This is a genomic window from Undibacterium sp. RuTC16W, from assembly GCF_049339445.1.
Taxonomy (GTDB): domain Bacteria; phylum Pseudomonadota; class Gammaproteobacteria; order Burkholderiales; family Burkholderiaceae_D; genus Undibacterium.
Map to the genome: position 1 here is coordinate 18,074 of NZ_JBMPPE010000003.1, position 24,914 is coordinate 42,987.

Below are 24,914 nucleotides of genomic sequence, written 5' to 3' on the forward strand. Positions count from 1 at the left end.
AGCAAAAGCGGGACTACGCACAACAAGTAAACTTTAGAAAACTTCAGACAACTCAGGGCAACGCGAGACCACTCAAAACAACAGAGAATGACTCAAAAACTACACGAAACTGGATTCAAGGAATCCATTCTTTTTGACCACGCGATCAAGTTCGATCAGCGTCGATAACAATTCCTTCATACGTCCCAGAGGCACTGCATTCGGTCCGTCTGACATTGCTTTCGCCGGATCAGGATGAGTTTCCATGAACAAACCGGAAATACCCACCGCAACGGCAGCACGCGCCAATACGGGGACAAACTCACGCTGACCACCGGATGTCGCGCCCTGCCCGCCAGGCAACTGCACAGAGTGGGTAGCATCGAATACGACAGGGCAATTCGTCTCGCGCATGATCGCCAGGGAGCGCATATCGGAGACTAGATTGTTGTAGCCAAAAGAAGCACCGCGTTCACACGCCATGAAATTATCTTCCGGCAGACCGGCTGCTTTTGCGGCAGCGCGTGCTTTGGCAATCACATGAACCATGTCGTGCGGCGCAAGGAACTGGCCTTTTTTGATATTCACCGGCTTGCCCGAACGACCGCAAGCTTCAATAAAATCTGTTTGACGGCACAGAAAAGCTGGCGTTTGCAACACGTCGACAACCGCGGCAACTGGCGTGATTTCGTCAACTTCGTGGATGTCCGTCAAAACCGGTACATTCAATTGCTTTTTAACATCCGCCAGAATCTCCAGACCTTTTTCCATGCCCAGACCGCGGAAAGAAGAACCTGAAGAACGATTGGCTTTATCGAAGGATGATTTATAAATGAAAGGAATGCCTAGTGCAGCAGTCATTTCTTTCAAAGCACCTGCGGTGTCGAGCGCCATCTGATGCGATTCGATCACACAAGGACCTGCAATCAGAAAAAAAGGATGCTCCAGGCCGACGTCAAATCCACAAAGTTTCATGTTGTATTCCTTAAGCTTTTTTGTTCGCTAACTTATGCGCAATCGCTGCTTTGGCAAAGGAGATGAACAAAGGATGACCATCACGCGGTGTCGACTTGAACTCCGGGTGATATTGCACACCGAGATACCAAGGATGTGAATTAGAACCTTCGCGCGGCAATTCCATGATTTCACACAAATCTTCTGTCGGTGTGCGTGCAGACACAATCAAGCCTGCCTGCTCAACACGACCAAGATAATGATTATTTGCTTCATAACGATGACGGTGACGCTCAGTCACGACATTGCCATAGATCTCAGCTGCAAGTGTCCCTGGTTTGATCGCGCAAGTCTGTGCGCCCAGACGCATAGTGCCGCCCAGATCGGAATTTTCGTCACGTGTTTCAACTTTACCGTCGTGATTTTGCCATTCGTTGATCAGCGCAACGACTGGTTGCTCTGTTTCCAGATCGAATTCAGTAGAGTTAGCGGCAGTCAGACCCGCTTTGTTGCGCGCATATTCAATCAAGGCAACCTGCATACCGAGGCAGATACCGAGGTAAGGAATTTTGTTTTCACGGGCAAAGCGCGCTGCAACGATCTTGCCTTCGACACCACGCTTACCAAAGCCGCCTGGTACCAGAATCGCGTCGTATTTTTCCAGCGACTTGGTGCCGTGCGCTTCGATCTCTTCGGAATCGACGTACTCAATATTCACCTTGCTTTCGGTATGAATACCGGCGTGGCGTAATGCCTCGGTCAACGATTTGTACGACTCAGTCAGATCAACATATTTGCCGACCATACCAATCGTGACTTCTTCTTTCGGATTTTCCAGTGCGTAAATGAGTTTATCCCACATCGTCAGATCGGCTGGCTTTGGTGCCAGGCCGAGTTTGTCGCAGACGATGCGATCCAGTCCCTGGTCATGCAGCATTTGAGGAATTTTGTAGATGGTGTCAGCATCCCATACAGAGATCACGGCTTCTTCAGGCACGTTGGCGAACAAAGAAATCTTTGCGCGTTCATCATCAGGGATAGGACGATCGGCACGGCACAACAAAGCATCCGGAAAAATACCGATTTCACGCAATTTTTGTACGCTGTGTTGTGTCGGCTTTGTTTTCAGTTCGCCCGCTGCCGCAACATAAGGAACCAGTGTCAGATGCACGAAAGCTGCTGCATTACGACCGGCGCGCAAGCTCAGCTGACGAGCTGCTTCCAGGAACGGTAAGGATTCGATATCGCCGACGGTACCGCCGATTTCAACCAGTGCCACATCGTAACCATTCGCACCGCGATGGATAAAATCCTGGATTTCATTTGTGATGTGAGGAATGACCTGAACCGTTTTACCGAGGTATTCACCGCGACGTTCTTTACGAATCACAGACTCATAGATCTGACCGGTGGTGAAGTTGTTCACTTTCTTCATTTTTGAAGAAATGAAGCGCTCGTAATGGCCCAGATCCAGATCGGTTTCAGCGCCGTCATCGGTCACGAAAACTTCGCCGTGTTGAAATGGACTCATGGTACCCGGATCAACGTTAATATACGGATCGAGTTTGAGCATGGTGACTCTGAGACCGCGCGATTCAAGGATCGCAGCGAGTGAGGCAGCGGCGATGCCTTTGCCTAAGGAGGAAACGACGCCCCCGGTAACGAATACAAACTTAGTCATTGCAGAAGGTGCCAGACGGCACGAGCGGGAAATTCGAATTATACCTCAAACAGCGCCGCTCGCCAAAGCACTAGATAAAAATCGTGCCCGATTTCTCCGTTCATAATTGGGGAAGCGCGGATCTATTCGATAAGCACAAAACCACATTTTTTATATGACTAAAAAATTACCATACTTGACATAATAATGCGGCCTCCCTTCGGGTTCGGCAAAAAGCGGGCGATTTTGGCAGCAAATTCGCTTGCTTGGCTCCAGCCAAGCAAGGGAATATTGCTACCAAACTCATCCCGTTTTGCAATCGAATGTGCGTACCAAATAAATCCACGCTTCCCTAGGCCAACTTACATCGCATAGATAAATTGCAATCGAGCAAAATTCTGTGCGCCCGTCCCGTTGGATAACTCCCTTATTTCATTACTACGACGCAAAATAGAGGCGCTGGCACCGTAACTGCCAGCACGCCAGACATAGCCAAGCTCCAGCTCTCCCACACTGCGTTTAGGTGAGACGTCGGTGACTTGATTATTCAAATAACCGCCTTGCAAAGTCGCGTTATAGCCAATCAATTTTGCTTCGCCCCGCAAAAAAGCATAACTGGCCGACTGTTGAGGCAAGGCATTCAAAGACCCCAGACGTAAGGTCACATCCGTTGCCGCATCGGTGAAAATATTACCGAGTCGCGCCTTCAATCGCGGCGTCAAATCAATCCCCGTCCCCCGCGACCAGCGCGCGGGAGTCCAGTCACCTGACACGACGACACCCCACTCGTTACGTAATTGGGTACTCCAGCCTTGTGGCAAGGGCTGCTGGATCAGACGATGTAAATGCGTCTGCGACCATTCACCGCCGGCGCACGGACCAAGACAACCGAGGTCAAAAGCAATCCGGCTACCGGTACCGCTGACCTCTGCGAATTCACGATACAGACCGGCAAACAACCAGCCCGCATACGGATGATCATTTTTCGCAATCTGAGCTGGCAACAATTTGATGTCGGAAGACGTGTATAAATCTTGCCCTAACTGCCAGCCATAAGTAATGGACTGCTGTGCTGTACTAAGCACATAACTCGTCGCAATGCGATTGCCGCTGGTATAAAAACCGTCATCTTTTTTCAAAAGCAGACTATCGTTATCTATCGTCAGTTGCAGCACGGTCGCCCCCTTGAATCGCACCTCCTGCCACTCATCCCAGGAAAGCCCCTCAGCATGCGAAAGCCCACTCACGGCGAGCAAACCCACTCCCAACATCCTTTGCGCCTGCGGTATTGAAAAAAACTGTGTCATATTGATCTTCTCGCTTCATGAGGTGACGTGGTTGAAATCAAAGACTGAATCATTGCGTGCGTCGCCGCTGCGGCTTGTTCTGGCACCTCCATGGGCAACAAATGTCCTGCCAGAATTTGCACAAAATTCTTGCCCACTAACTGATGAGTTGCCTTCAGACCTGCCTGACGACACTCGACGGACTCAGTGCCGCCGACAAAGCCGATAGGCACTTTAAGTCCCTTGCGAGCCAGATAACCCAGCCTGTCCGGCAAAGTAGAATAAATCGCCGTCTCGACTTCACGAGTAAAGCGCAATGTCACGCCTTCGCCATTCTCATTCGCTTGAATGCCAGCATTAATGTAATCACGCAGCACTTCAGGCGGCCAGATAGCGAACATTTCCTTGCTTGCAAAATGCTTGTAGGCTTCTTCGGCATCTTTCCATTGATTACGACGTTTTTCTGAAAATCTGGCAGGCGAAAATTTCTTATCCAGCCCGATCAATTTAAACAATCGCAGCATTGTCGCGCGCCACCCGCCAACCAGAGGCGAATCCAGCATCACCACACAGCGCACCAGATCAGGCCTCGCTTTGGCCGCCATCATCGACAACATACCGCCTAGTGAATGTCCCAGCAAAATAACCGGAGACTGATAGCGCGACTCTAAGGTATCAATTAACTCCTGCACCAGATGCGGCCAGCCATCAGTCACCGGGTATGCAGGGTTATGTCCATGCAGGGGTAACGCCTGCACATCATAATGAGCACCTAAAAAATCGAAGAAAACGCGGTAGGTCCCGGCAGGAAAACTATTTGCATGAGCAAAATGAACGACAGGTTTAACAAATTCAGTGGGCATAATTAGAGGACATAAGCTAGAAGCATTAGCAAAACCGAATGATTGAGTAATAGAGTGATGGATTGATAATCAGCGGTGATACCAGTAACGGGCATGTTCGCTACGGTAAGTGGAAAAGCGTAATTCGTTCCCGAATTGTAATGTGATTGCGCCTGCTTCGTCTGTCCTTAGACGTTTTATTCCAAATTCAGCGTAGCGATCGAAAACTTCCGATTTAGGATGATGGTAACGATTCAGATAGCCGACCTGAAAAATAGCCAGGCCAGGATGGACGGCTTTCAAAAATGCTGTCGTAGAGGATGTCCCGCTGCCATGATGCGGTGCCAGCAGAACATCGGCCGATAATTTATCCGGTATCGTGTGCAGTAACTCATCCTCCTGCACCGCCTCGATATCCCCCGGCAACAGGATTGAACGGTGTTTCGTCGAAATTTTTAAGGTGCAGCTACGCGCGTTAGGTTTCCATTTCTGGCTTGCATAACTCGCCTCACCCGGTTGCAGCATCTCAAAATCGACACCATCCCATGACCAGGCCTGCCCCGCGACGCAAGATCTGTGATGGCTGGCAGAGGCAACAATGGGACTGTCTTTGGCCAGCGAACTGCTCACCCAGCTGACTGGCATTTCCTTAAAAATACTCAGCGCGCCGCCAGAATGGTCATTATCATTATGCGAGATAACGACAGCATCAAGTTTGCTGATACCGCGTGCCCGCAAATACGGCAAAATGACCCGGCTGCCGCCATCGGATTCTGGCGAATATGCAGGTCCCGTGTCATACAACAAGCGATGATGCGCCGTCTCTATCAGCAAGGCCATCCCCTGCCCGACGTCCAGCGCTGTCACGCGCATCTGTTCATCATCAGGATGGCTGGCCTGATAGCATAGTAAAGGCAGACAGCAAAACAGGCCCAGCCAGCGCAAAGGCCAGCCACGTGGCGCCAGCATCCAGAACACACCCAGCATCGCAATCGCTGCCATCCACCAGGGTGGCACGGGTGTCGCCCATACGGCCAGTGTCTGTTCGCTCAAATAGCTCAATAACGACGCCAGCAATGCGACACAAGCATGCGCCACCGTCAGAACCCAGCCTGCAAACGGCAAAGGCAAAATGCTGCCGACCAATGCCAGCGGCGTCACGATAAAACTCACAACCGGAATCGCAACCGCATTCGCAACAGGACCGATTAAAGAGATCTGACCGAACAGCAAGAGCGTTAGCGGAATCAGTCCTATCGTCACCGCATATTGTGTATGGGTAGCGCTATGCCAGAGCTGCTTTAGTTGCTTTAGCTGATCACGATGACTATCCACCCTCTCTGGCTGACCACGTCCGACGGATGCGAACAAGATCATCCCGACCGCACCAAAAGACAACCAGAATCCCGGCCACAATACCGCCCAGGGATCCAGCACCACAACCAATCCCAAGGCAACGCACAAGACATGCGAGATACTGGTCAAACGTCCTGTCCATAATGCGAATGCGACGACACTGAGCATATACAGCGTGCGTTGCGCTGGTACGCCAAAACCCGTCAACGCGACATAGAACAAGGCCATCAGTGCACCGGCCAATGCCGCAGCTTTTTGGGCTGGCAAGCGCAGTGGCAAGGGTTCATCCAGATAATCGAGCAAGAAAAATGAATGCCGCCACAACCAGTACACCAGGCTAGCGAACAAACCGGCAACCATCGTAATATGCAAACCAGAGATTGAAAAAAGATGTCCCACCCCTGTTCGGTTAAAGACTTTCCAGTCGGACTGCCCCACCTCTCGCTGATCGCCAATAACCAGTGCCACGATAACACCGGCGTAAGGTGCCTGAGGAATTGCGGCATGTATTTTGTCACGCAACGCACCTCTGGCACGCTCAATCAGATTACCGAGACTCCAGACAAACGAGTCCATTCTTTGATTCGACACGGCAGCCGGATTGGTTGAACTGGTGGAACTAGTTGAGCTGGCTGGGCTGGCTGAACGCACGGTGCCAGTCGCGCGCAATCCCTGCTCAAGCAACCAGACCTCATAATCAAAGCCTTCTGGATTAGCATTACCATGGGGACGCTTCAAGCGGACGGTAAAACGCCAGCGTTCGCCGGGCTGCGCATCTGCCACCTGATCGGCCACCTGATCACTGCTTTCATCGCCTATATCCACATCGGCATTGACGCGACTGGGGGCATACCAGGACAGTGCCAGCTTCGATGGCAATGAGGGTTTCCCCCTTCCATCCGGCAATACCTGTTCGACAGCAAAATTAAAGCGTACTCCGCGCTCAAAACGGAAAGGCAAACTATCAACCGTGCCGATCACGGTGACATCACGCCCTTCCCATTGGGACGGTAACTCTTGTGCCAGATACCAATGGGCGAACAGACTTGCCCAGACGAATCCGAGGCCCGCCAATGAAAATGAAATTAGAGAACGAACCAAAAAAATTTTAGGGAAAGACAGATCTTGTGGCGCACTATCTGACGCGTCTTTTCGCTGTATCAAGCGAACCAGCATCAAGATAAGCACGCTGCCTAATAGCAGCATCATTAGAGGTAAATACGCCAGCAAGCTAGCCTGTTGCTGCACATAAGCGACACCAATCACAAAACTGATGATCGCCAGCCGCATGTCTCAGGCCACACGCATTCGTGGCAATACCTCAAAGGCATTAGCGCTGGTCTGCTCAGCCACTGCCTCGATAGACATTCCACGCAATTCAGCCAGCACCGCACCGATCTGCGGCAATTCTGCCGGACTATTAATCGCGGGATGTAACCAGCTTGGCGCAATATCCGGCGCATCGGTTTCCAGCACAATCGCGCTCAACGGGAGCTGCGTCGCCAGTCGCCGTATCTGTAAGGCACGTGTATAAGTCATCGCACCACCAAAGCCAAGCTTGAATCCTAAATTAATAAAAGTCTGCGCCTGCTGTTCGCTGCCATTAAATGCATGAGCAATCCCGCCAGGAACCTTAATGCGACGTAAATATTTGAGGATGGTGTCTTGTGACCGGCGTACATGCAGCAATACCGGCAAATTAAAATCACGCGCCAGCTTCAGTTGTTCGCTATAAAAAAATTCCTGCTTTTCCCGCAATGGTGCCTGCGTCAATTCCGGGACAAAAAAGTCCAGACCAATTTCGCCAATCGCCACAAAACGCCCAGCATTGGCGGGCGCCGACATTATTTGTTCGACCGCAGAACGCAGCATAAGCAAATCTTTTTCATGCGCGGTCGGCACATACATAGGATGAATACCCAGCGCATAAAAACAGTCGCTGCGCTGTCTCGCCAGCTCAGCAACGATAGCAAAATTACTCGGATGCACAGCCGGAATAACGATGCCGGAGACCGCTTTCGCAGACGCTGCCTGCGCGACGTCCAGCGAAGCACCTTGAAATTCGCTGGCGTCTAAATGGCAATGGGTGTCTATCCACATCAGACTAAGGCAGTCAATGTAATGAACCGGATGGTTGGAGAAGTAGGCATGCAGGGATTATGCCCAGATGCGTTTTACCCAGTCAACTATGTCAGCAACGACTTATAAAACATCTTGCCCTGACAATTCCGTCCTTCCACCATTTTTATGCAGCATCCGCATGAAACATCGATTCCGCACAAAGAGTTCCTGTACTAGCCCCTGCGCAGCAAGGATCTCTATAGAATCGATATTATGTAAGCCGCTTACTCCTGCCTTTTCTCTGTGCCTCCGTGCCTCCGTATCTTTGTGTTGAGAGATCTTGGCTTTTGCGTCAATCCTATCGATGTGCTTTTTTAATGTGAAGGTTTTTAGAAACTTCTGAGTTGAATCCGCTAATGTTCATGTGGCCTTCAGCCTGAAATATGCCTGAAAGCCGCGTCCACATTGCGGATTCGTTTTAATACCGACATCACATGGAGCCGCTTACTCTTGCCTTTCCTCCGTGTCTCCGTGTCTCTGTGGTGAGAGGTCTTGGTTTTTGGTTCAGTCCTACCGTACTCAGCAACAATCGAGATGTTCCTCATGCTCCTCGACCGAGGCACGCAGCAGTCTGGCGGCCTGTACCATGTTCTCCAGAGCCGCAATCGTTTCTGGCCAGTCGCGGGTTTTCAGACCACAATCCGGATTGACCCAGAGCCGCCGGTCTGGCAAGACACTGCGGGCTTTTTGCAGCAGCCTTTGCATCTCGGTGACTTTGGCGACACGCGGTGAATGAATGTCATAGACGCCGGGGCCGATATCATTCGGATACGCGAAGTCGCCAAAGCCTTCCAGCAATTCCATATCGGAGCGTGAGGTCTCGATCGTGATGACATCGGCATCCATCGCCGCAATCCAGGGCAAGATGTCATTAAATTCCGAATAGCACATATGAGTATGAATTTGCGTATCGTCAGCAACACCGGATGCACAGACCTTAAATGCCCGCACAGCCCAGTCGAGATACGCCGGCCAATCAGCACTGCGTAAAGGCAAACCCTCGCGGAAAGCCGGTTCGTCAATCTGTATCATGCCGATACCGGTTTTCTCCAGATCGGTCACTTCGTCGCGCAGGGCCAGAGCGATTTGCAGCGCAGTCGTTGCACGTGGCTGATCGTCGCGTACAAATGACCATTGCAACATCGTAACCGGCCCCGTCAGCATGCCCTTCATCGGCTTGTCGGTCAGGCTTTGCGCGTAGATGCTCCAGGCGACAGTCATGGCTTCGGGACGATATACGTCACCGTAAATAAATGGCGGCTTGACACAACGTGAGCCATAGCTTTGCACCCAGCCGTTTTGCGTAAAACCGTAACCCCAGAGTTGCTCACCAAAATACTCAACCATGTCATTGCGTTCAGGCTCGCCGTGCACCAGTACATCGATGCCAAGTTGCTCTTGCTTTTCCACGACCAGACGAATCTCGGCACGCATTGCCTCCAGATAATCGAGATGATTCAGGTCGCCGCGCTTATAGCTGGCGCGCGCCTGACGAATTGCTTTGGTCTGCGGAAAAGATCCGATTGTGGTCGTCGGGAACAGCGGCAACTGAAAACGTGCCTGCTGCTTACCGATACGCTCATTGAAAACGCTCTTGCGCTCCGCGTCGGCTGCCGTGGTCGAAGCCAGCCGCTGCTGTACCAGAGGATTATGAATACGGGTCGAGCTGGCACGCGTGTGGCGAGCGATTTGGGCTGCGTTAAAGTGAGGCAGTACGGATGCGGCCTGACCGTTTAAGGCTTGTTTCAGCGCATGAATTTCATCCAACTTTTGTGTGGCGAATGCTAGCCAGCTTTTCAATTCGGCGTCGAGGCCAGTCTCGGTCGCCAGATCGACCGGCACATGCAATAAGGAGCAGCTTGACGCAATCCATAACTGATCACCCAATGCCTGCTGCACAGGCTGCAACTGCTTCAGCAAGGCTGACAGATCAGCACGCCAGATATTACGTCCATCAATCACACCTGCAGACAGCACGCGGCCTTGCGGCCAGTTTGCCAGCAGAGGCGTTAGTTGCTGCGGTGCTCTGGCCAGATCCAGATGCACACCAGCTACCGGTAAGCGATGCACGATATCGGTATGATCGCCGATGGATTCAAAATAGCTGGTCAGCAGCAGTTTGGGGGCATGTTTTTCCAGCGCCACGTAGGCCACTTGCAGCGCATTTTGCCATTGCGTATCCAGATCGAGCGACAGAATTGGCTCATCAATCTGCACCCACTCAACGCCTGCCGCCTTGACTCTGGCAAGAAGTTGCTGATACCCGGGGACAATTTTATGCAACAGTTCAAGCTTATGACCCAGACCGTTTTTGATCTTGCCCAGATACAGCAAAGTGACCGGACCGATCAACGTCACCTTCGCGTTGTGTCCCAAGGCCTGCGCTTGCATCAGCTCATCGAATAACCAATCGACACCGCCATCAAACTGCGTATCGGCGGTCCATTCTGGCACGAGGTAGTGATAATTCGTATCAAACCATTTCGTCATTTCCATCGCGACCTGAGCGCTATTGCCACGCGCGGCGCAAAAATAATCACTCAGACTAAGTTCACGCGCATCAAAACCAAAGCGGGTCGGCAGCGCCCCCAGCAACGCCAGTGTCGTCAGCACCTGATCGTACCAGGCAAAATCACCGACACTGATCAGATCCAGCCCCGCCTGCTTTTGCACCGCCCAGTGGCGGGCGCGCAGTTCACCACCGATGTCACGTAATGCGTCCTCAGACAATTCGTTACGCCAGAATGCCTCTTGAGCAAATTTCAATTCACGTTGCGCGCCAATACGCGGAAAACCCAAAATATGTGCTGATGCCATGACAACTCCTTTTAATCTTTTAAGTGTTGCCATGATGGTTGAGTGTCGACTATGATTCAAACGATAAATTTTAAGAATCAACTTGAATTTTACTAATAGTCAGCATCTCCTATGCAATCAATCCTCGAAGTCCGCCACCTAAAAACCTTGCATGCCCTGCGCGAAGCCGGCAATTTACTGCGTGCGGCAACCCTGCTGAATGTCACGCAATCAGCGCTGTCGCACCAGATCAAACTGCTGGAAGAACATCATGGAAGCGCCTTGTTTGAGCGTAAATCGACACCGATACGCTTTACTCCGGCAGGGGAAAGGCTGCTGCAACTCGCCGATGCCGTGCTGCCACAGATCGCCAATACCGAACGCGATCTGGCGCGGCTGGCGCAAGGTGTTGCCGGACAATTACGGATTGCGGTCGAGTGTCACACCTGTTTTGACTGGCTGATGCCAGCGATGGATGTGTTTCGCAATCGCTGGCCCGAAGTCGAGCTGGATATTGTGTCCGGCTTTCAGGCGGATCCGGTCGGCCTGCTGTACAACGGCCGTGCCGATGTCGCGATCGTGTCCGAAATCGATCATGACGAGAGCATCAGTTATCAGCCGCTATTCCGTTTCGAGATTGTCGCCCTGCTCGCCAAGGACCATGCGCTGGCCAGCCGCGACTATCTGGTGGCACAGGATTTTGCCAGCGATACCCTGATCACGTATCCGGTGCCGGATGAAATGCTGGACATCGTGCGGCAAGTGCTGAAGCCCGCTGGCATCGATACCACTCGCCGCACCACCGAGCTTACCGTCGCCATGCTGCAACTGGTCGCCAGCAAACGTGGCATCGCCACGCTGCCCGTGTGGGCGGCACAAAATTATGTAAACCGGGATTATGTCTTGCCGAAGCGGATTACTGCCGGTGGCTTAACCGGCAAACTGTATGCTGCCTGCCTGCCAGAGCTGGCAGACAAGGCGTATCTGACGGATTTTGTAAAGACGATACGGGAAAGCAGTTATTTGAATTTGCAGAGCGTAGAGTTGATTTAAAACCTGATCGCACAATGCCTCACCAACGTCAATGTAGCAAACCAGACTGAACACAACGCAGCTCGGCTCAACTCAGCTCATCCCAAAGCCAGCGGTGACACAATCACGCCGTCGGCATCAGCATAAATCCAGTCACCGGGATTAACCGTGATACCGGCAAAGTGCAGGCGGACATTCTCTAGTCCTGTATTTCGTTTAGCACTTTTCACAGGGAAAGCAGCGAGCGCCCTGACGCCAATGTCGCAGGCATTGATCTCATCGACATCGCGGATACAGCCGTTCACGACGATACCCGCCCAGCCGTTTTGCTCAGCGAGTTTAGCGAGATTGCCACCGACCAGCGCGCAACGAAAACTGCCGCCGCCATCAATCACCAATACGTTGCCGTTGCCTGGCGTCTCCAGCTGATTGCGTACCAGAACGTTTTCTTCAAACAGCTTCAGTGTGACGGCTCGACCAGCGAATTGTGCGTGACGACCAAATTTCATAAAAATCGGCGGAAAAACTTGCAACTCACCGCTGGCAATTTTATCTTCATGGGCATCACAGATATCGCAAGTTAACAAGCTCATAGCGCGCTTTCAGAATGTGTTAAAAAAGGAAAATAGGGATACTCCCCTACCAATTTCATAAAACAGGGCTTTACCCGCAGGATTTATAAGCGCGATAAAAATATACTAAGAGGGAGTATATAATCCTCCGCATCAATGTCATTACACCGACTATTCTAACCAGCCAGTTATTTTTATCCAAGCGCTAGCCAGCATGAAACTGATACGAAGTTATCCTGAATGATCCTGAATGATCCTGAATGATCCTGAATGATCCTGAATGATCCTGAATGATCATGACTCATCCGAGAATGCCGCCCGCAAAAAGGCATTTATACCGCCAGCGCCCTGGCTTTGGTATTCGCCCCCACATTCACCGCGGTCAAAATCGCCATCACCTGAAACACGCCGATGCAGATAAAAATCCAGCCAGGATGGCGAGCATCCATGACCGCACCGAACAGCAAAGGCGAACAGGCAAGCCCGGTATCGAGTCCCGAATACACGACGCCATACACGCGGCCCGTGGCGTTCTTCGGTGCTGCGGCACGGATCAGCAGATCGCGGGACGGTCCGGCGATGCCCGAACCAAATCCAATCGCCGCCATCAGCACCACCGCTAACGCCGCATTGACCCAGCCTGTCGCCAATAACAAGGCGAAGCAGCCCGCTACCGAAAACGCAATCGTAATAGTGCGATCATGCTGAGTCGTTTTCGCTGCGATAAAACCACCCCACAACATCCCCGCCGCTGACGCCAGCATATAGCCAGTGTAGGCCGTCGTCGCCCAGCCCAGCGACATGCCATACACTTCACGCAAACTCACAGAAGCGAAACTCTGTATTCCGCCAAGCGCCATCGCCGTCATAAAGAAAAAAGCAAAACACATCCAGACTGCAGGCAAACGCATGAAGTCCATCGTTCCCTCATTTTTACTGATGGCGCCAGCCGGACGCACTGCGCTCGCCGGAGCGGCGACACGGTCAGGCTGCGCGACCTCATCCGTACGCAATGCATCGCGATAAATAAACAGAATGGCCAGCACGATCAAAGGCAGCAAAGCCGCTGCCAGCAAGGCACTCCGCCATCCAGCGATACCCGCAATACTGATCAGAAATACCGGTGCTGTCGCCCATCCCAGATTACCGGTAATCCCATGGACGGAGAAAGCATAGCCAAGCCGCGCAGTCGATACCCGCTTGTTCAGCAAGGTATAGTCGGAAGGATGAAATACGCTATTACCCAGCCCCGCCAGCATCGATCCCGCCAGCAGCATCGGATAGTTTTGCGCCATCGATAATGCCAGTGCAGACACACCAAGGCAGCTCACCCCAAAGAACAACACGGCTCGCGCACCAAGTTTATCCACCACAAAACCGGATAAAGCCTGACCGACACCGGACACAATGAAAAACACCGTCATCAACAGCCCCAGCTCGGCATAGGACAAGCTAAACGCCTCTTTAATCCAGGGAAATAAAGGAGCCAGTATTAAATGAAAAAAATGTGAAATGCTATGTGCCAGTCCGACCAGACCAATCACCAGAGCGTCCTGTCTCACATTATTTGCAGGCGTTGCCGCCGTCATCGTTGTTGTCATTGTGTGTACCTGCTGTGTTGATAAAGGAAATGAATCGGAGCTGACGCAAAGCGACAAGCTACTTACCACCTGTTACATAGCCATCCGCAGGCTGGATGCGGCTTCCAAAGGGTTTTCGCGCCAACAGGCGCACTCCGCTTGCGGATTCGTTTTGATATCAATAGTTAGCGTCAACGAAACCGTTTACTCTTGCTTTTCCTACGTGTCTCCGTGTCTCCGTGTCTCTGTGGTGAGAGGTCTTAGTTTTTGCGTCAGTCCTGTAAGTAAATAAAATACCTAAATGCACTCAACACACAAAGTGTAAGCAAAATTACGCCGTCTGATTTAAGATAAAAAGACAATCTTTATCGCAAAATGGACAAGCATGCGCATATCACCTCTGACCAACACGAAAGCACCTCCTGCCCGGTTATTTCCCAGCACCGAGCGCCCGGTACGGGTCGTCGCGCGGGATTTGGCGGCCGATGAACTCTTGCGCGCCCATCAGCACCCTTGGGGACAGGTGACCTACGCGATCGATGGCGTTATGCAGGTATTCGCCAAAGACAGCACCTGGTTTGTGCCGCCATTGCGGGCGATCTGGATACCGGCCAATGTCGAGCACGAAGTCCGCACTCTGGAAAAAGCACGTCTGCGGGCAATCTACGTCCATCAGGATGCCGTACCGATCAATGGCGATCAGTGTGTCGTGCTGGAAGTCTCGGCACTGATGCGCGAACTCGTGATGAGTCTGAGTGAGCATGATCAGGCCGGTCCGCGCGAGGATCATCTGGTTGCGGTCTTGCTCGATGAATTACGTCTGGCAAAAAGCTTGCCGATGAATGTCGTCATGCCACGCGACAAGCGCCTGAAAAGCCTGTGCCTGGCACTGATAGCCGATCCGGCATCGGCTCTGACACTCGAGGATTTTGCGAAGGAAGTCGGCGCCTCGGCACGGACACTGGCACGTTTGTTTGAACAGGATCTGGGGATGAGTTTTGGCACCTGGCGTCAGCAGATGCGGCTGGCGCGGGCGGCACCTTTAATCTCTGGCGGTCTGCCCTTATCCAGAGTTGCGGCAGAGCTGGGTTATACCAGCCAGTCGGCGTTTTCTGCCATGTTCAAAAAAACCTTCGGCAAGTCACCTTCGGTTTTTTTTAAAAAGAATTAGGGTGCGTTACCGATATTAGGATTTACGCAACTGATGCAAAAACCAAGACCTCTCAACACAGAGGCACCGAGACACAGAGGAGAAGCAGGAGAGAGCGACCCCAAGAAATATCGATGAAGGGTTTTTAGAGAATCCTCAAACGAATCCGCAAGCAGGCTGCGGCTGCTGGCACGAAAGACCTTTAGAAGCCGCATTCAGTCTGCGGGTTCAATTTGGGAAGGTTTAAAAACCATTTAATCGATATTAAATAGCACTGTTTTCTCTTGCTTTCCTCTGTGTCTCGGTGCCTCTGTGTTGAGAGGTCTTGGTTTTTGCGCAGCCCGCCTTAGCCTGACGCTAGGATGTGCTCACAATGATTTTGCTAAAAATTGACTCAAAGCCTCAATCGCTGCGCTAACTTTTTTCGGTTGCAGATTCCGTTTTAAAGTCACCGCAAAGATACCCGCTCCCGGCAAGCTCCAGTCCGTCAGCAGCACTTGCAAACGTCCGTTTTGTAATGCATCCCTGACCGTATAGCTAGGCAAGCGTGCCACTCCGAATCCCTCAAGTGCCAGCTCACACAACATACGCACACTATCGGTCATTGCACCCGGTGTCATGTTGATCCGGGCAGTCATGCCCTGTCCGTTTTTAAACACCAGAGTTGTCGGATCCGCAAAACGGCTCAGGCCAATAATCCGGTGTGTACGCAAGTCGTCGGGAGCGACCGGCACACCGTAGTGCGACAGATACGCGGGAGAGGCGACCAACACTTCGTGCAGATCAGATAGTTTGCGAGCCACCAGCGACGAGTCACGCATCCAGCCGGAACGGATTGCCAGATCAATCGACTGCGTCGTCATATCGACGATGTGATCATCGACCATGATGTCCAATAACAATTTGGGATGGGCACGCGCCAGCGGTGCGAGCGCTGGCAAAATAATTTTCTCCGCGACATCCGATGCGGCAGAGATACGCAGGCGTCCGGCAATTTCACCCGAGTGCTCCGCCACCAGTTCTTGCGCAGCATCGGCAGATGCCAGCATGTCCTGACATTTCGCATAAAAATCCTGACCAACTTCCGTCAGTGACAGACGTCGCGTCGTCCTGTGCAATAAGCGCACGCCCAGCTCGTCTTCGAGCTGACTGACTGCCGTACTGAGCACAGACGTCGCCAGATCCTGCGCTCTCGCAGCCGCAGAAAACGAGCCATAACGTGCGACCTCGGCGAACAACGCCATGCGCCTCAAATAATCAAATTGCATAAAAATATCTATTTGATTGTTCTGTTAAACAGAAAGATGATTTGCATCATACGCTCTTTTTCTCAAGCGATACGCTCCCTACAATGACATCAATGACATCACCTCTTCAATTTCGACCGCACCATAAAAAGGACAGACATCATGACAGCTAAGCTTCACGCAATAATCGATCCGCTCTGTGGCTGGTGTTATGCCGCCAGTCCTTTGCTGAAAAAAATCGGCCAGCATTTTGGCGACGACTTAACGGTCCGCTTCCACCCCGGCTTGTTGTTTGCGTCACCTGCCAATATCGATCCTGCCTATCGCGACCATATCATCACAGCCGATCAGCGCATCGCTGCACTGGCTGGCGTGACGTTTGGAGAGGCGTATCTGAACCGCGTCAGAACTGCGGATCCCTTGCAATACTATTCCGTCCCTCCTGCAGCAGCGGTGATGGCTGTGCAAGAGCTTGCGCCGCGATTAGCACACGCTATGCTGGAACAGATACAAAAGACGCACTACGTCGAAGGCAAGGACGTCAGCAATGTCGCGTTACTGGCGACGCTGGCGGAGCAACTTGGGATTGACTCCACGATATTTGCATCCCGTTACGCAGAAGTCTTGACGGCGCTGCCTCAGTACGTCAACACGGCCCGGGCTTATCTGGATGAATTCGGCGCACGTGGTTTTCCGAATTTCTTCCTCGAAGCCGGTGGCATAAAAACGCATCTGAATCACAGCCATGCCTATCAGCATCCGGAGGAGCTAGTAGCGCAGATCGAGACGATTCTCACACGCCCAGATTAGTTCTTTTTTTACCCTTAGCAGTAGCAGACCTACCCGACCCACCACATCATCAAGAAAGACATCGTATGAAAAAATCTCTGTTGACATTCGCCGCTCCCGCCGTGCTTGGTATGACAATCGCGGGTAGCAGCGTCGCACAAAACAAACCCTTGGAATTAAAAGTATTCAGCGCCGAAGAAAGCGGCTTCTATGTCAGCTCAGTGCTGATCACTGGAGAAAAAGAAGCCGTATTACTGGACACCCAATTCACACGCGCCAATGCTTTACGGGTTGCAGCGATGGTATTAGAAAGCGGTAAGCATCTGAACACCGTCTATATCAGCCAGGCAGATCCTGATTATTATTTTGGTGCCGAAGTCATCAAGGAAATTTTTCCTGACGCAAAAATCGTTGCCAGCGCCGGCACGGTCGATCACATCAAAGCAAACCTGCAAAAGAAGCTTCAGGTATGGGGACCACAGTTAGGCGTGAACGGACCTAAAACACCGGTCATCCCAGAGGTCTGGACAGCCAGCAGCATCGATCTGGAAGGTAAAAAACTCGAATTAGTCGGCTACGATGCACCGGAAGTCTACAAGCACTATGTCTGGATCCCGTCGATTAAAGCAATCGCTGGCGGTGTCACGACGTTTGCCGGTTTGCATGTATGGACGGCAGACACCGCACAAAAAGAAGCCCGTGTTAACTGGGTCAAATCATTGGATCAGATGCTGTCGCTACAAGCAACTACGGTAGTCCCGGGTCATCTCAAATCCGGTGCAAAACTCGACGCCTCACAACTGATCTATACCCGCGACTATTTGAAAAAATTTGAACTGGAATTTGATCAAAGTAAAAATGCCGCAGCACTGATTGACAGTATGAAAAAAGCCTACCCGAACGCAGGCTTAGGCATCGCACTGGATCTGGGAGCCAAAGTAACTAAGGGTGAAATGAAGTGGTGATACTGATGTCACGGTACTGAGGTAATGAGGTACCTCTATTGAAAAAAATGGCGTAGCGGGACAATCCGCTACGCCATGTACCGTACCATCTCCCGCCCGCGAAGAAGCATTAACGGTATCAGCGTACCCTCGCTTTGCGACGACTTTTTTCTTCAAACATACGCAAGTCCGATGCCCGCAACAGACTATCCATATCCAGACCATCTTCCGGATACATCGCCAAGCCGATGGATGCGCCGACAATCCCTGTAACACCCTCTTTGAGGCGGACCGGCGTCTCGATTGCCTGACGTAATTTTTCGACTAATTGATTCGCCAGATCACGCTGCGCGACACCATGCAGATAGACGACAAATTCATCACCACCGAAACGCGCTGCGGCATCTTCTTTCCGGATCGCAGATTCCAATCGTCTCGCTATCTCTATCAATACGATATCGCCCGCCTCATGTCCGTGCTCATCATTGATTTTTTTAAAGTGATCAAGATCGATAAACAGCAATGCAAAGCGCAGATTTTTTAAATCGCTAGAGCGCCGCCGGGTGAAATCGATTTGTGAAATAAAGGTATCGCGGTTCAAGAGATGCGTGAGACTGTCGGTACGCAGGCTATGCTGCATTTCTTGCAAACTCTCCGCCAGCACGCCGATTTCGTCGCGCCGCTGAATATCGATATCCCTGACAGGCTCACCGCTACCGACCCGTCGTGCTGCCTCGGTGAGTTTACGAATATCGACCATCGTCCAGCGCAGAATCAGATAACCGAGCAATAAGGCACCGAGTATCGCGCTCAAAGCAACGCCCAGACTACCGATAGTGAGGCCACGCATCTCGGTACGGATCGCCGCTCTCGGCACGGCGACAATCGTGATCCACTCCAGTCCCGCCGGATCAATCAGGCGGCCAGCGGCAATCTGGACGATCCCTTGGGGAGTGTTAATAATGTCAATCACGGGAGCCTCATCGCTTACGCCGTCGCGCAGACGATCCGACATTTGCGGCATGATTTTTTGCTGCACATGATTGAACACATTACGCATCAGAGGCGACACACTTTCAGAAGCGAACTGACGCTTCAACGCGGTATCGCTGACACGGACATAAGGCAATTCACTCAAGGAAGTCGCCACCAGCTCGCCAGAACGCTCAACAATAAAAGCGATGCTGCCATCTGGCATCACCATCTGCTGCAACGCTGCGGTGATCTGCTTGAGCGACACGTCAGTCGCGAGTACGCCGAGGAGCTTTTCGCCTTGCGCACTATCGGCGTCAGTCGTATACAGAGGCTTGGTCAGCGTCAATAATGGTTCGCGCTTGGTAAAATCAATGTAGACCGCTGACCATGCTGCCTTGTTTTTTGCGACGGCATTTTTATACCAGGGGCGCACTCTGGGGTCGAACTGGTCGCTTCTGAGCAAAGCGATTTTTTGATTCGGCGCTGACATGCTGTAAACATCACTTTGGGTTGCGCCGGGCTGACGATAACGTACCTCTACCCGCCCCTCATCAACCATGCGCCGGACACTGACAAAACCACCATCTTCCGCACCGAAATACGCAAGTTGATTAATATCAGGAAACAAGCCAGTCGCACTCCACAACCGCTCTTCTATCTTCAGCAAATCTTTGGGAAAAGCCAGATCCAGACGAAAGTGATTGTCTTTAGAATGAATAGAATTCGGCGCAATCGAATTCAGGATAACGTAGGCGCTGGCGAGTTGTTTTTCACTGACGGCGTTAATCCTTGAACTGATCGCATCCAGGGTTTTTTGGGCGACAGCATCGGTCGTTTCCTCTCCGGCGCGATACAAAACGGACGTAATGATACCCGCCAGTATCAACATCAGGATCAGGAGAATGCGTAACAGCGAAGTGCTTTTTAGTCGCATAGTAGTCATCGCCTATCAGTGCAAGGAAGCTATCCAGTCAGACATGACTGATCGAATTGACTATGACAGACTATTTCAATCAGGCAAGCATAGTCCAATGTAGCACATCAAAAAAACAATCACTCAAAAAAGATGCGGCAACACCGCGCTGAATTGGCGACCGGATTCGGCCTGACGATCGTTGCAGCGCATCAGGAAAGTGTTAAGTACACTTGATTGAGCAAGCAAGAAACTTGCGTAAAAACCAAGACCTCTCACCACAGAGGCACAGAGATACGGAAACACAGAGGAAGCAGGAGTAAGGTTTATCAATTCAAGGATGTTTAGAAGTCCGCCTGCAGGGGCTGCGACCGCCTGCTCGATCACCGTTTGTTTAGTTTCCCTCCTCGCTTCTCTTATGAAAAACATAAGGAGAATAAGAAAACCAGAACAGTCCACACGCGAGCGTTAAAAAAGTCCAATAATCTGTCGGCGCAAACCAGAACCAGTGCTTATGCCAGGGAATGTACGCCGGATCAAAGTGCGCCAGGCCAAATGCAGGATTCAGCACAAACCATAAAAAATCTTCCACGATCCAAAAACTCATGATGCTGGCCAGCGCCCTTGCCTCCAGCTTCAGCGTCCAGGTATGGAAAAAGAAAAATGGAAAATGAAACACCAGCGAGATAAACGGAAATACCCAGGCGTGATATCCCGTCATGGCACGACCGCCCCAAAAGATATCAAGCAACCAATGCTTTTCTATGCGCCAGGTCGGTAAATTCGCACCCCATCCGGCACTGCCCTCGATCTGTATCTCGGTCTGGGCAAAAAATAAGGCGAGTAAGGCAACCCAGGCCAGCAATACGATCAGCCGCCGCCAGACTTGCGTAATGTCAGACCCCGCTTGCAAGCTGCATTGGGATTTGGAGGATTTGGACGGTATGCGCTCGTTCATCGTGATGTTGTCATCAAAGCGCTGGCAAGCTTGTCGGCGGCATTATTGGCTGCACTGGCATATCGTTACGGCATGGTGAATAACCGGAGTGACACACCTGCTCCAGCACCCTGCATGCCGCATCGGCACGCCCAAGCGCTATCGCTTTGATCCGCATCTCGTGCAATTTCTCGGGATGCTCAAGCAGATAACGCACACGATATTCCAGCGTCACCTCATCGAAGGCCTTCAAAGCCACACCCTGTTCCAACAAATAATCGGCATTGCGCTCCTCTTGTCCGGGGATCGGTGCATTGACGATCATCGGCAACCCCATCGCCAGACATTCTGACGAGGTCAGACCGCCGGGCTTGGTCACCACCAGGTCAGCGCATGCCATCCATTGTTCGATATGGTCGGTGTAGCTTTGCACGACAAGACGACCCGGAAATTGTGCTGCCAAATTCATCAGTGCTGCGTGTACACGATCATTTTTCCCCGCCATAGCGATTAATTGAAAATCGCCTGCGATACGCAACAAGCGTGCAGCAATCTGCTCAAGACTACCGAGACCGGCGCCACCGCCCATTAATAAAATCGTCGTTCTACTGGCATCAAGACCAAGCTGCTGTGCCGCCGCTGCACGATCCGGCCTCAGTGCAAAGCCAGGCATGATAGGAATACCCGTAACATGGATCGTATCTGCTGCAATCCCTTGCGCCCGCATGCGAAAAGCCACCTCGTCATTCGCTGCAAAATAACCTGCCATTCCCTCATGCACCCACATCCGGTGCAAGTCAAAATCAGTCACCTGCACCCAGACCGGACAATGCAAGCGTTGCTTGCGTAACAGTCGCGCCAGCATTTCTGCCGGTAAAAAATGCGTACAGATGATCGCATCCGGATTGACTGTGGCGATCTCTTTCAAAAGCGCCCGCGCATTCAGCCGCTCCAGCGCACGTCGTAGTTTTTCTATCGTACCGTCAGCCTGTGCCTCATGCGACGCCTGATACAGGTATCCCCATAAAGTAGGGGCTTTATTGATCAATTTGAGATAAAAATCGGTATAGATTTTACGAAAACCCGCCGTCACATAATTCATCACATCGAGATGATCTGCGACGACCCGATAGCGAGGATCAAGCGAATAAGCACGAATCGCCTCGGCAGCACGCATATGTCCGGCACCCGCAGAAACGCTCAGCAGCAATATCTTTTTTTGAGTCATACGGCATTGTTCCGGTAGTCGAGTCAAGCATAGCACTGAGCACTGACGTGATCACCTGAGTAAGTTTTTAATTAAGCTTTTAAGTAAGCTTTAACTAAGCACGCCATCAATCACAGCATCGAGCACATCATTGAGATGCGCCGCATTTTAGTGAGCAGATATGTCAGGCGTGTGATGTGGATGTCTGGGAGGGAGATTGTCGTGTTTCAGCCACAAGCCGAACAGGCAAAGGGAACGGGTATCGATTCATTGTTGTGTATTAATTAAATTAGTCCAGTCCTTGCAACATACTGACATCATCAGTCATCTTAATCAGAGGCTGTCAATGTAAAAAGCCATCCCGAGCTACGCAGGGATGGCTTGCTTCATTTTCTGTTGATTTAATTACGCGTTTATTTATACACGCCACAACCGACGAAATAGTCATCGACTTTTTCGACATAGGTCGATTTATTCTCTAGTACCTTGGTCATGGGATTGGGCCATTGATAATCAACCCAGCCGCTACCTTTGCCTTTAACGACGGCAATCATGTCCTTGACGACAAACTTGTCTCCGGCTTTGAGTTCAATCAGATTTTTTCCCATCATTTTAGGATTATTTCCGTGAGACAAATTGATGCCGTTCAAGTCGTAGACGATGATGTACAGGTCGCGGTCATGAAAATCCTTATTCGATGTATTGGCGAACTCTGCGAAGGCTTTTTCTTTACCTTGCGATTTAATCGCTGCAATCGCTTTTTTTACCATAGCGATAGCTTGATCCGCATTGCCTCTGTCATCCGCAGCAATCGATGACGACAACAAGCCAAAACTTAAGGCGCAGGATAGTAAAAACTGACTCAAGATTCTCATTCGTATCTCCTTTAGTTGTTTTGTGTCGGATAAAAAACTGCTAAATCAGAGTAGGGATAAATATCGGCGAAATCAAGTAAATAGTAGCCGGCAGGCGCAAAGCCACGACGCCAGTTAACTTTAGATTTTGTTGGAGGAAAAATTTGTCAGAGCAACGACAGGAAAAGCTGGAAAGGATAAGACCTGAGAGAAAGAGGCGAGCCTGGTCTGCGGCACTTGCGGGAAATGACTGTGGCTGCTTCGTTCCCGACCTGACCAGATTGGCCATGCCGCAATGCGCAGGGGCCCGCCAGATCGCATTATAACTGATCAGGCCGAATTCGTGCTGGCAATTTCTGCGGCGCTGGCATCTTAGTCAACGAATCGACTAGTCAACATCTGATGCACCGGCACCAGACCGACATCAGATTTCATCACCTGATTTATGGATTTCATCCCTATTGAAGGCAATTTCATCACTTGCTAATTGCTTAAGTAAACCCTAACGCTTATTGTCACCATTGAATTCAGTTCGTATTCGGCTAACATCCCGGGCTGAAGGCAAACAGCATTGCAATAACGAAATATATTGCCTATTTGAACATTGTTGTTATTATATCCAGCATGCAAAATAGACTGAATTATTACGCACTCGACTACCAGATTAATTCGCATTATTAACCCGTATGGAACTCATACCGCGGATTGAACACGTTTACATTTCGCCGTACTTTTTATTTTTTAAGTTCTTTTTATTCATCCAACTCACGAAGTCATCACACTCCCATAAGGAATGGTCATGGAACTACGCATACAGAATTTATCCAAGCAATATAGCAACGGTGTACAGGCTCTGAACAATATTACGCTGACGATACCGGCGGGTATGTTCGGCTTGCTGGGACCAAACGGTGCGGGTAAATCGACGCTGATGCGTACGCTGGCAACCTTGCAGGATGCTGATTCGGGAACGGCGCATCTGGATGCGATTGATATCAAGACACACAAAGACGAAGTGCGCCGCATGCTCGGTTATTTGCCTCAGGATTTTGGTTTATATCCGAAAGTCAGTGCCTATGATTTACTGGATCATTTTGCGATACTGAAGGGACTGGACAACCGCAAACAGCGTAAAGAGGTGGTCGAAGGTCTGCTACATCAAACCAATCTCTTCAATGTAAAAACCAAACACGTCGGCGGCTTCTCGGGCGGCATGCGCCAGCGTTTCGGTATTGCACAGGCCTTGTTGGGCAACCCAAAACTCATTATCGTCGACGAACCGACGGCGGGTCTCGATCCAGAAGAGCGTGTGCGCTTTCACAATCTGTTATCGGATATCGGTAGCGAAAAAATCGTGATCCTGTCGACGCATATCGTGGAAGACGTTGCCGACCTGTGTAATCACATGGCAGTCATCAACCAAGGTTCAGTTATCCTGACCGGCCAGCCTTTACAGCTCATTGATCAGATACAGGGCAAAATCTGGAAGCGTTTCATCGAGAAAAGCGAGCTCGCTACCTACCAGTCGCAATATCAGGTTATCTCCAGTCGCCTGACCTCAGGACGTACCCTGATTCATGTGTATGCGGACAATCATCCGGGTGATGGTTTTACCCAAGCCCAGGGCAATCTGGAAGACGTGTATTTCTCAGCGATGGCAACGCTGCTGGCACAGCAAACCGCAACGTCTACCTCATCTGCACGCGCGGCATAAGGAACG

Annotated in this window: 19 protein-coding genes and 1 other RNA gene; 5 read left to right on the forward strand and 15 right to left on the reverse strand. The window is 51.2% G+C overall.

The genetic code is table 11. From position 1 onward, the window contains the following. Positions 1–99: 99 nt before the first annotated feature. The 7 genes from kdsA to metE form a co-directional block, all read right to left on the reverse strand. Positions 100–954 (reverse strand): 3-deoxy-8-phosphooctulonate synthase, encoded by an 855-nt coding sequence (gene kdsA / locus ACO0K4_RS06850; RefSeq protein ID WP_422955887.1) that lies wholly within the window; start codon positions 952–954, stop codon positions 100–102. A 10-nt stretch (positions 955–964) separates the two neighbouring features. Further along, positions 965–2,614 (reverse strand): CTP synthase, encoded by a 1,650-nt coding sequence (locus ACO0K4_RS06855; RefSeq protein ID WP_422955888.1) that lies wholly within the window; start codon positions 2,612–2,614, stop codon positions 965–967. A gap of 341 nt (positions 2,615–2,955) precedes the next feature. Continuing rightward, entirely contained in the window at positions 2,956–3,900 is a 945-nt protein-coding gene (locus tag ACO0K4_RS06860; RefSeq protein ID WP_422955889.1) for a lipid A deacylase LpxR family protein, read from the reverse strand. After that, positions 3,897–4,742 carry an alpha/beta fold hydrolase gene (locus ACO0K4_RS06865; protein WP_422955890.1) on the reverse strand — a complete coding sequence of 282 codons (846 nt, stop codon included), beginning with the start codon at positions 4,740–4,742 and terminating at the stop codon, positions 3,897–3,899. Before ACO0K4_RS06865 ends, ACO0K4_RS06860 begins: the two co-directional genes overlap by 4 nt. Before the next feature lie 69 nt (positions 4,743–4,811). Beyond that, positions 4,812–7,367, reverse strand: a complete 2,556-nt coding sequence (locus tag ACO0K4_RS06870; protein ID WP_422955891.1) for a DNA internalization-related competence protein ComEC/Rec2 — start codon at positions 7,365–7,367, stop codon at positions 4,812–4,814. A 3-nt stretch (positions 7,368–7,370) separates the two neighbouring features. Beyond that, positions 7,371–8,177, reverse strand: a complete 807-nt coding sequence (locus ACO0K4_RS06875; RefSeq protein WP_422955892.1) for a TatD family hydrolase — start codon at positions 8,175–8,177, stop codon at positions 7,371–7,373. A gap of 540 nt (positions 8,178–8,717) precedes the next feature. Further along, complete coding sequence (gene metE / locus ACO0K4_RS06880; protein ID WP_422955893.1) at positions 8,718–11,015, reverse strand: 5-methyltetrahydropteroyltriglutamate--homocysteine S-methyltransferase; 2,298 nt, start codon at positions 11,013–11,015, stop codon at positions 8,718–8,720. 111 nt (positions 11,016–11,126) lie between these two features. Here metE and ACO0K4_RS06885 point away from each other — a divergent pair, with 111 nt between their 5' ends. Continuing rightward, on the forward strand, positions 11,127–12,047 hold the full coding sequence (locus ACO0K4_RS06885; RefSeq protein ID WP_422955894.1) for a LysR substrate-binding domain-containing protein: 921 nt from the start codon (positions 11,127–11,129) through the stop codon (positions 12,045–12,047). A 77-nt stretch (positions 12,048–12,124) separates the two neighbouring features. Here ACO0K4_RS06885 and rraA read toward each other — a convergent pair whose 3' ends face one another. Further along, a complete protein-coding gene (rraA, locus tag ACO0K4_RS06890; RefSeq protein WP_422955895.1) occupies positions 12,125–12,619 on the reverse strand; it encodes a ribonuclease E activity regulator RraA in 495 nt (164 codons plus the stop codon). A 311-nt stretch (positions 12,620–12,930) separates the two neighbouring features. Continuing rightward, positions 12,931–14,199, reverse strand: a complete 1,269-nt coding sequence (locus ACO0K4_RS06895) for an MFS transporter (RefSeq protein ID WP_422955896.1) — start codon at positions 14,197–14,199, stop codon at positions 12,931–12,933. Positions 14,200–14,563: 364 nt separating this feature from the next. Between ACO0K4_RS06895 and ACO0K4_RS06900 the strand changes: the two genes are divergently transcribed. Further along, positions 14,564–15,349, forward strand: a complete 786-nt coding sequence (locus ACO0K4_RS06900) for an AraC family transcriptional regulator (protein WP_422955897.1) — start codon at positions 14,564–14,566, stop codon at positions 15,347–15,349. A 347-nt stretch (positions 15,350–15,696) separates the two neighbouring features. On the opposite strand, the gene ACO0K4_RS06905 is transcribed toward ACO0K4_RS06900, so the two are convergent. After that, positions 15,697–16,596 (reverse strand): LysR substrate-binding domain-containing protein, encoded by a 900-nt coding sequence (locus tag ACO0K4_RS06905; RefSeq protein WP_422955898.1) that lies wholly within the window; start codon positions 16,594–16,596, stop codon positions 15,697–15,699. 141 nt (positions 16,597–16,737) lie between these two features. On the opposite strand from ACO0K4_RS06905, the gene ACO0K4_RS06910 reads away from it, so the two are divergent. Together ACO0K4_RS06910 and ACO0K4_RS06915 are read left to right on the forward strand one after the other, a co-directional pair. Next, the gene (locus tag ACO0K4_RS06910; protein WP_422955899.1) at positions 16,738–17,385 is read left to right on the forward strand and encodes a DsbA family protein; all 648 of its coding nucleotides are present in this window, start codon (positions 16,738–16,740) and stop codon (positions 17,383–17,385) included. 65 nt (positions 17,386–17,450) lie between these two features. Further along, a complete protein-coding gene (locus ACO0K4_RS06915; protein WP_422955900.1) occupies positions 17,451–18,329 on the forward strand; it encodes an MBL fold metallo-hydrolase in 879 nt (292 codons plus the stop codon). Positions 18,330–18,447: 118 nt separating this feature from the next. Here ACO0K4_RS06915 and ACO0K4_RS06920 read toward each other — a convergent pair whose 3' ends face one another. The 5 genes from ACO0K4_RS06920 to ffs all read right to left on the reverse strand — a co-directional run bounded on the left by ACO0K4_RS06920 (position 18,448) and on the right by ffs (position 23,506). Beyond that, positions 18,448–20,226 (reverse strand): diguanylate cyclase domain-containing protein, encoded by a 1,779-nt coding sequence (locus tag ACO0K4_RS06920; protein ID WP_422955901.1) that lies wholly within the window; start codon positions 20,224–20,226, stop codon positions 18,448–18,450. A gap of 364 nt (positions 20,227–20,590) precedes the next feature. Continuing rightward, positions 20,591–21,154: a hypothetical protein gene (locus ACO0K4_RS06925; RefSeq protein WP_422955902.1), complete on the reverse strand. Its 564-nt coding sequence runs from the start codon at positions 21,152–21,154 to the stop codon at positions 20,591–20,593. 13 nt (positions 21,155–21,167) lie between these two features. After that, positions 21,168–22,361, reverse strand: a complete 1,194-nt coding sequence (locus tag ACO0K4_RS06930; RefSeq protein ID WP_422955903.1) for an MGDG synthase family glycosyltransferase — start codon at positions 22,359–22,361, stop codon at positions 21,168–21,170. A gap of 392 nt (positions 22,362–22,753) precedes the next feature. Continuing rightward, the gene (locus ACO0K4_RS06935; RefSeq protein ID WP_422955904.1) at positions 22,754–23,215 is read right to left on the reverse strand and encodes a cache domain-containing protein; all 462 of its coding nucleotides are present in this window, start codon (positions 23,213–23,215) and stop codon (positions 22,754–22,756) included. Between the two features lie 192 nt (positions 23,216–23,407). Further along, an RNA gene (ffs, locus tag ACO0K4_RS06940) (signal recognition particle sRNA small type) lies at positions 23,408–23,506 on the reverse strand. Positions 23,507–23,993: 487 nt separating this feature from the next. Between ffs and ACO0K4_RS06945 the strand changes: the two genes are divergently transcribed. Then, entirely contained in the window at positions 23,994–24,908 is a 915-nt protein-coding gene (locus ACO0K4_RS06945; RefSeq protein ID WP_422955905.1) for an ABC transporter ATP-binding protein, read from the forward strand. Positions 24,909–24,914 lie beyond the last annotated feature (6 nt).

Excerpts from the sequence above, each read along its gene's own strand:
- kdsA (WP_422955887.1), bottom strand. The coding sequence starts at position 954 with ATGAAACTTTGTGGATTTGACGTCGGCCTGGAGCATCCTTTTTTTCTG.
- ACO0K4_RS06855 (WP_422955888.1), bottom strand. The coding sequence starts at position 2,614 with ATGACTAAGTTTGTATTCGTTACCGGGGGCGTCGTTTCCTCCTTAGGC.
- ACO0K4_RS06860 (WP_422955889.1), bottom strand. The coding sequence starts at position 3,900 with ATGACACAGTTTTTTTCAATACCGCAGGCGCAAAGGATGTTGGGAGTG.
- ACO0K4_RS06865 (WP_422955890.1), bottom strand. The coding sequence starts at position 4,742 with ATGCCCACTGAATTTGTTAAACCTGTCGTTCATTTTGCTCATGCAAAT.
- ACO0K4_RS06870 (WP_422955891.1), bottom strand. The coding sequence starts at position 7,367 with ATGCGGCTGGCGATCATCAGTTTTGTGATTGGTGTCGCTTATGTGCAG.
- ACO0K4_RS06875 (WP_422955892.1), bottom strand. The coding sequence starts at position 8,177 with ATGTGGATAGACACCCATTGCCATTTAGACGCCAGCGAATTTCAAGGT.
- metE (WP_422955893.1), bottom strand. The coding sequence starts at position 11,015 with ATGGCATCAGCACATATTTTGGGTTTTCCGCGTATTGGCGCGCAACGT.
- ACO0K4_RS06885 (WP_422955894.1), top strand. The coding sequence starts at position 11,127 with ATGCAATCAATCCTCGAAGTCCGCCACCTAAAAACCTTGCATGCCCTG.
- rraA (WP_422955895.1), bottom strand. The coding sequence starts at position 12,619 with ATGAGCTTGTTAACTTGCGATATCTGTGATGCCCATGAAGATAAAATT.
- ACO0K4_RS06895 (WP_422955896.1), bottom strand. The coding sequence starts at position 14,199 with ATGACAACAACGATGACGGCGGCAACGCCTGCAAATAATGTGAGACAG.
- ACO0K4_RS06900 (WP_422955897.1), top strand. The coding sequence starts at position 14,564 with ATGCGCATATCACCTCTGACCAACACGAAAGCACCTCCTGCCCGGTTA.
- ACO0K4_RS06905 (WP_422955898.1), bottom strand. The coding sequence starts at position 16,596 with ATGCAATTTGATTATTTGAGGCGCATGGCGTTGTTCGCCGAGGTCGCA.
- ACO0K4_RS06910 (WP_422955899.1), top strand. The coding sequence starts at position 16,738 with ATGACAGCTAAGCTTCACGCAATAATCGATCCGCTCTGTGGCTGGTGT.
- ACO0K4_RS06915 (WP_422955900.1), top strand. The coding sequence starts at position 17,451 with ATGAAAAAATCTCTGTTGACATTCGCCGCTCCCGCCGTGCTTGGTATG.
- ACO0K4_RS06920 (WP_422955901.1), bottom strand. The coding sequence starts at position 20,226 with ATGACTACTATGCGACTAAAAAGCACTTCGCTGTTACGCATTCTCCTG.
- ACO0K4_RS06925 (WP_422955902.1), bottom strand. The coding sequence starts at position 21,154 with ATGAACGAGCGCATACCGTCCAAATCCTCCAAATCCCAATGCAGCTTG.
- ACO0K4_RS06930 (WP_422955903.1), bottom strand. The coding sequence starts at position 22,361 with ATGACTCAAAAAAAGATATTGCTGCTGAGCGTTTCTGCGGGTGCCGGA.
- ACO0K4_RS06935 (WP_422955904.1), bottom strand. The coding sequence starts at position 23,215 with ATGAGAATCTTGAGTCAGTTTTTACTATCCTGCGCCTTAAGTTTTGGC.
- ACO0K4_RS06945 (WP_422955905.1), top strand. The coding sequence starts at position 23,994 with ATGGAACTACGCATACAGAATTTATCCAAGCAATATAGCAACGGTGTA.